This window comes from Bergeriella denitrificans NBRC 102155 (assembly GCF_001592185.1).
Taxonomy (GTDB): Bacteria; Pseudomonadota; Gammaproteobacteria; order Burkholderiales; family Neisseriaceae; genus Neisseria; species Neisseria denitrificans.
Genome location: NZ_BCWL01000150.1, coordinates 1 through 5,449 on the forward strand (window position 1 = coordinate 1; position 5,449 = coordinate 5,449).

Genomic DNA, 5,449 nt, shown 5'->3' on the forward strand with positions numbered 1-5,449 from the left:
CTCTGATTGTAGGCCGTCTGAAAAACGGGCGGGGCGTTATGCGCCCAAACGTTCGCGGTTGTAGGAGCCGTCGAGTACGTGCTGCCACCATTCGGTGTTGTCCAAATACCATTGTACGGTTTTGCGGATGCCGCTTTCAAAGGTTTCCTGCGGCTTCCAGCCCAGCTCGCGGCCGATTTTGGCGGCGTCGATGGCGTAGCGCACGTCGTGGCCGGGGCGGTCTTTGACGTAGGTAATCAGGTCTTCGTATTTGGCAACGCCTGCCGGTTTTTCGGGGCGGAATTCTTCCAGCAGGGCGCAGATGGTTTTGACGACTTCGATATTGGCTTTTTCGTTGTGGCCGCCGATGTTGTAGGTTTCGCCGATTTCGCCTTCGGTGACGACTTTGTATAAGGCGCGGGCGTGGTCTTCAACGTAGAGCCAGTCGCGAATCTGCATGCCGTCGCCGTAAACGGGCAGGGGTTTGCCGTCGAGCGCGTTGAGAATCATCAGCGGAATCAGTTTTTCGGGGAAATGGTAGGGGCCGTAGTTGTTGGAGCAGTTGGTGACAATCGTCGGCAAGCCGAAAGTACGCAGCCAGGCGCGTACCAAGTGGTCGCTGCCTGCTTTGGAGGCGGAGTAGGGGCTGGACGGGGCGTAGGGTGTGGTTTCGGTGAAGAGATCGTCTGTGCCGTGCAGGTCGCCGTACACTTCGTCGGTGGAAATATGGTGGAAACGGAAGGCGGCCTGTTTTTCAGACGGCATGGTTTGCCAATAGGCGCGCGCGGCTTCCAAGAGGGTGTAGGTGCCGACGATGTTGGTTTCGATAAAGGCGGCCGGGCCGTCGATGGAGCGGTCGACATGGCTTTCTGCGGCCAGATGCATTATCAAATCGGGTTGGTGTTCGGCAAAGATGCGGTCGAGTGCGGCGCGGTCGCAGATGTCGGCCTGCTCGAATGCGTAGCGCGGGTCGGCGGCCACGCTGTCGAGGCTTTCCAGGTTGCCGGCGTAGGTGAGCTTGTCGAGGTTGACGACGCTGTCCTGCGTGTCGTTGATGATGTGGCGGACCACCGCCGAACCGATAAAGCCGGCACCGCCGGTAACGAGGATTTTTTTCATGGTGTGCTGTGTTCGAACAAAAATGAAAGATAAAGGCTGCCGCCTGCCGCGCCTGTGGCGGGCACTAGGCCGAGCCGCGTGCTTGCTCCGATTGTATCATTTTAAAAGTGCCTTAGAAAGAAGCTATGGGCGGCGCGGCGGGCGGGTCAGATGCCCTCGCTGTGGATTTTCTCCGTGAGAAAATCAATAAAGCTGCGGACTTTGGCGCTGAGAAAAGTGCGGTCGACATAGGCGGCGTTGAGCTGCTCGCAGGCCAGCAGGTAATCGGGCAGCAGGCGCACCAGGCTGCCGTCGTCCAAGTCTTTCTGCACTGCCCATAAAGGCTGGTAGCCGATGCCGCCGCCGGATTTCACCAGCGAGCGCACCATTAAGGTGTTGTCGGTCTGCATGGCGGGCTGCAGGTCGATGACGGCGGTGCGCCCGCTTTGGCGGTGTACGACTTCGAGATGGCGCTGGTCGGTATAGCTGGGCAAAACGGCCTGGTGGCGCATCACTTCTTCGGGTGTGGCGGGCGTGCCGTGTTCGGCCAGATAGTCGGGCGCGGCCACCAGCACAAATTCGATTTTGGCCAGCGGTTTCACAATCAGTGAGGGCGAAGGGGTTTTGGCGACGCGCAGGGCGAGGTCGAAACCTTCGGCAATCAGGTCGATATGGCGGTTGTCGAGCACCAAATCGAGCGTCACTTCGGGATAGCGCCGGCGGTATTCCACCAGCCAGCGGCTCAGCAGCTTGTTGGCAAACCACAAAGGCATGGTCACGCGCAGCGTGCCCTGCGGCTTGTCGGTGCCGCCCGCAGCCACTTGCGCGGCGGTATCCAGCGTGTCGAGAGCGTAGCTGCATTGGCGGTAGTATTCTTCGCCCGCTTCAGTCAGGTGCAGGTTGCGGCTGTTGCGGTGCAGCAGCTTGGCCTGAATAGTGTTTTCCAGATGGCTGACGTGTTTGCTGGCCATGGCGGTGGAGATGTCGAGCTGCTCGGCGGCGCGGGTGAAGCTGCCGTTTTGCACCACCTGGCGGAAGACTTTCATGCTGAACAGCGTATCCATGATTTCCTATCGGGAAAAGTTGTTTCAATAAAATCAGTATATATTAACGCGGGGAAACTATCTATACTGGCAGCCATACTCAATGCTTCACCCAATACATCTATATCAAGAGAAAAACGCTATGAACTTTTTAAACAAATTCCAGCCGGTTTTGCTGTCGGTATTGCGTATCACTGCGGCGTATATGTTTATGCTGCACGGTACGGCCAAGCTGTTCGGTATTCCGCATGTGGAAATGTTCGACGGCCTGCAGCTGGCTTCGATGTACGGCGTGGCCGGGATTTTGGAAGTGGTCGGCGGCCTGTTGCTGCTGCTGGGTCTGTTTACCCGTCCGGTGGCCTTTGTGCTGTCGGGTCAGATGGCGGCGGCGTATTTCATCGGCCACGCTTCGTCCATGCCGCTGGTGCCGTTTATGAACGGCGGCGAGCCTGCCGCGCTCTTCTGCTTCATTTTCCTGTATATTGCCGCAGCCGGCGCGGGCGCTTGGGCGCTGGACAATCAGTTCAACAAACAATAAAGTCCTTTTTCCGTTTTCCGTTTTTATATAAAGGAGCCCGTTATGGCTTATCAAGATTTGCAACAAGCGGCGGAAGTGCGCCGCAGTATTTACGCTTTAAACAAAAATCTGCCGGTGTCCAACGAAGAAATCACCAAAATCGTCGAGCACGCGGTATTGCACACGCCGTCTTCGTTCAACTCGCAATCTACCCGCGTAGTCGTGGCTTTCGGTGCTGAGCATGAAAAAGTATGGGGCTTTGTCGAAGACGCTTTGCGCGCCATCGTGCCTGCCGACAAATTCGAGCCGACCGCGCAAAAGCTGGTAATGTTTAAAGCGGCGGCGGCGACCATTCTGTTTTTTGAAGACCAGGATGTCGTAAAAGGTCTGCAGGAGCAGTTCCCGTCTTATGCCGAAAATTTCCCGGTATGGGCCGACCATGCCAACGCCATGACGCAATACGCTTTGTGGACCACGCTGGCCGCTGCGGGCGTGGGCGCCAACCTGCAACACTACAATCCGCTGCCGGACGCCGCCATCGCCAAAGAATACGGCCTGCCGGAGAGCTGGAAGCTGCGCGCGCAAATGGTTATCGGCGGTATCGCCGCGCCTGCGGGTGAAAAACAGTTTGCACCGTTGGATGAGCGTCTGAAAGTGGTTGGTGCGTAAGCAACGCCGTTAAAATAAAAAACGGAATGCGGGATACTCTGCCGCATTCCGTTTTTCTCTTATGAATTGACAAAAAGGCCGTCTGAAAAAAGCCGCAATCCGTAGATTGCCGCGCGTTTTTCAGACGGCTTTTTTTTGATTGCACCGCCGCTAAACCAGCCACTGATAGAGCGCAATCATCAGCGGCATAGTGATGATGCACAGCAAAGTCGTCATGCCGTAAATCGCGCTGGCTTTATCGGCATCGCGCCCGTAAACCAGCGCCATCTGCGTGACCGTGGCCGCCGCCGGGCTGATGGTGGCAAGGAAGCTGATGAGTATCACCGTGTCCTTTAGCCCGCCGCCGCCCGCGATGCCCGAAACTTTCACCAGCAGGAGCAGCAGCAGGGGAATGACCGCCAGCCGCAGCAGGGCAATCAGATAAATCCTTTTCGACAACACCACTTTTTTCAGCGGCAGTGACGCAATCAGCATCCCCGCCACCAGCATGGCCACCGGGCCGATCATGCTGCCGACCGTTGCCAGCGCGCCATCAATGGCGGCGGGCAGCTTAATCTGCAGGGCAAACAAGCACACGCCCGCCAGCATGGAAAGAATGTTGACATTGGTCAGAATGGTTTTCCACGACAAAGCCCCGCTGCCGCACAGCAGCAGGCGCAGGTGCGTCCAAAACAAAAACATCTGCACAATAATGAAGCCGCTGGTGTAAATCACCATTTTCGGCCCGAAAATCGACGCAACCAAAGGAATAATCAGATTGCCCGAATTGGTATAAACCATCGCCGCCTGCTCCAGCGCATCGAGCCGGAAGCAGCGTTTCAGCAGCCTGCCTAAGAGGATTAAAACAATGTGAAACGCCACCGCGAGCTTGAGCGAGAGCCACAGCCCGGCGGCGGTTTCCGGCGTGTAATCCGTTTGGAACGCGTGCAGCATAACAGAGGGGCTGATTAAATAAAGGGCGATGACCGAAAGCGGATAGCTTTGCTCGGATTTCAGCAGTTTGCATTTCACCAGCGCAAAACCCATCAGCACAATCAGGGTCAGCTCGGTGATTTTTCCGGCAAGCAGCAGGGCGGTTTCCATAGCGGATTAGGGCAGAAAAGGCGGGCTGTCATTGTATAGCGAATACCGATAAAAAATCTACGGTGTCGGCTGTGTGCTTTGTTGTATAAGTAGTACGACCAGGCGCAGACAACGCTGTAGATTTTTTATTTGAATTCACTATACAATACCGCTTTCCGAATAACAACGACATATTACGCTATGAATAAAACATTGAGCCGTATTCTGCTGCCTTTCCTGCTGCTGCCGCTGGCCGCCTGCGGGCAGGCCGATCAGGCAGGCAGTGCACCGGCCGCCAAAGCCGCATCGGGCAAAGCCGCCGGCAGCAGCGTTGCCGAATCTTTGAAAGCCAAGCTGGAAAAAACCTATGCCGACCAAGGGCTGAAAGTCATCAGCGTGGCAGAAACACCCGTCGGCGGCCTGTATGAAGTCGTCGTCAGCGGCAAGCAGATTGTCTATACCGATGCCAAGGGCGACTATATGCTGGTGGGCGACCTGATTGACGTCAACACTCAAAAAAGCCTCACCGACGAGCGCGCCGCCGATTTGAACAAAATCGACTTCTCCAGCCTGCCGCTGGACAAAGCGATTAAAGAAGTGCGCGGCAACGGCAAGCTTCAAATCGCCGTGTTCTCCGACCCCGACTGCCCGTTCTGCCGCCGCTTGGAAGCAGAATTTGCCAAAATGACCGACGTTACGATTTACACCTTCCTGATGCCGATTGCCAGCCTGCACCCCGATGCCGCACGCAAAGCGGAAATCATCTGGTGTCAGCCCGACCGCACCAAGGCGTGGACCGACTGGATGCGTAGCGGCAAAATGCCGGCTGGCGCGGGCGGCTGCGACAATCCGGTCGCCGAAACCACCTCGCTGGGCGAGCAGCTGGGCTTCAACGGCACGCCGACTTTGGTGTTCCCGAACGGCCGCACGCAAAGCGGTTACAGCCCGATGCCGATGCTGAAAGAAATCATCGAGCAAAACCAGCAGTAATCAGGCTTGCGGCGCATTCGGCCGCAGCAGGGCCGTCTGAAAAAAGCCTGCCGCAGGTTTTTCAGACGGCTTTTTTCGTGTTCGACAACTA

General features: G+C 56.7%; 6 protein-coding genes. 3 read left to right on the forward strand and 3 right to left on the reverse strand.

All coding sequences use genetic code 11. The features are described from left to right. Positions 1-36 precede the first annotated feature (36 nt). Positions 37-1,098: a dTDP-glucose 4,6-dehydratase gene (gene rffG / locus BDE01S_RS07975; RefSeq protein ID WP_066079861.1), complete on the reverse strand. Its 1,062-nt coding sequence runs from the start codon at positions 1,096-1,098 to the stop codon at positions 37-39. Positions 1,099-1,244: 146 nt separating this feature from the next. After that, entirely contained in the window at positions 1,245-2,141 is an 897-nt protein-coding gene (locus tag BDE01S_RS07980; RefSeq protein ID WP_066079864.1) for a LysR family transcriptional regulator, read from the reverse strand. A gap of 121 nt (positions 2,142-2,262) precedes the next feature. Between BDE01S_RS07980 and BDE01S_RS07985 the strand changes: the two genes are divergently transcribed. Beyond that, positions 2,263-2,658: a DoxX family protein gene (locus tag BDE01S_RS07985; RefSeq protein WP_066079867.1), complete on the forward strand. Its 396-nt coding sequence runs from the start codon at positions 2,263-2,265 to the stop codon at positions 2,656-2,658. 42 nt (positions 2,659-2,700) lie between these two features. Further along, positions 2,701-3,306 (forward strand): nitroreductase family protein, encoded by a 606-nt coding sequence (locus tag BDE01S_RS07990; RefSeq protein WP_066079869.1) that lies wholly within the window; start codon positions 2,701-2,703, stop codon positions 3,304-3,306. Positions 3,307-3,456: 150 nt separating this feature from the next. Here the strand turns inward: BDE01S_RS07990 and BDE01S_RS07995 are convergent, their stop codons facing one another. Continuing rightward, positions 3,457-4,389 (reverse strand): AEC family transporter, encoded by a 933-nt coding sequence (locus BDE01S_RS07995; RefSeq protein ID WP_066079872.1) that lies wholly within the window; start codon positions 4,387-4,389, stop codon positions 3,457-3,459. A gap of 180 nt (positions 4,390-4,569) precedes the next feature. On the opposite strand from BDE01S_RS07995, the gene BDE01S_RS08000 reads away from it, so the two are divergent. After that, positions 4,570-5,358, forward strand: a complete 789-nt coding sequence (locus BDE01S_RS08000; protein WP_066079875.1) for a DsbC family protein — start codon at positions 4,570-4,572, stop codon at positions 5,356-5,358. The last annotated feature ends 91 nt before the right edge of the window (positions 5,359-5,449 follow it).

Coding starts and splice junctions, on each gene's coding strand:
- rffG (WP_066079861.1), bottom strand. CDS start 1,098: ATGAAAAAAATCCTCGTTACCGGCGGTGCCGGCTTTATCGGTTCGGCG.
- BDE01S_RS07980 (WP_066079864.1), bottom strand. CDS start 2,141: ATGGATACGCTGTTCAGCATGAAAGTCTTCCGCCAGGTGGTGCAAAAC.
- BDE01S_RS07985 (WP_066079867.1), top strand. CDS start 2,263: ATGAACTTTTTAAACAAATTCCAGCCGGTTTTGCTGTCGGTATTGCGT.
- BDE01S_RS07990 (WP_066079869.1), top strand. CDS start 2,701: ATGGCTTATCAAGATTTGCAACAAGCGGCGGAAGTGCGCCGCAGTATT.
- BDE01S_RS07995 (WP_066079872.1), bottom strand. CDS start 4,389: ATGGAAACCGCCCTGCTGCTTGCCGGAAAAATCACCGAGCTGACCCTG.
- BDE01S_RS08000 (WP_066079875.1), top strand. CDS start 4,570: ATGAATAAAACATTGAGCCGTATTCTGCTGCCTTTCCTGCTGCTGCCG.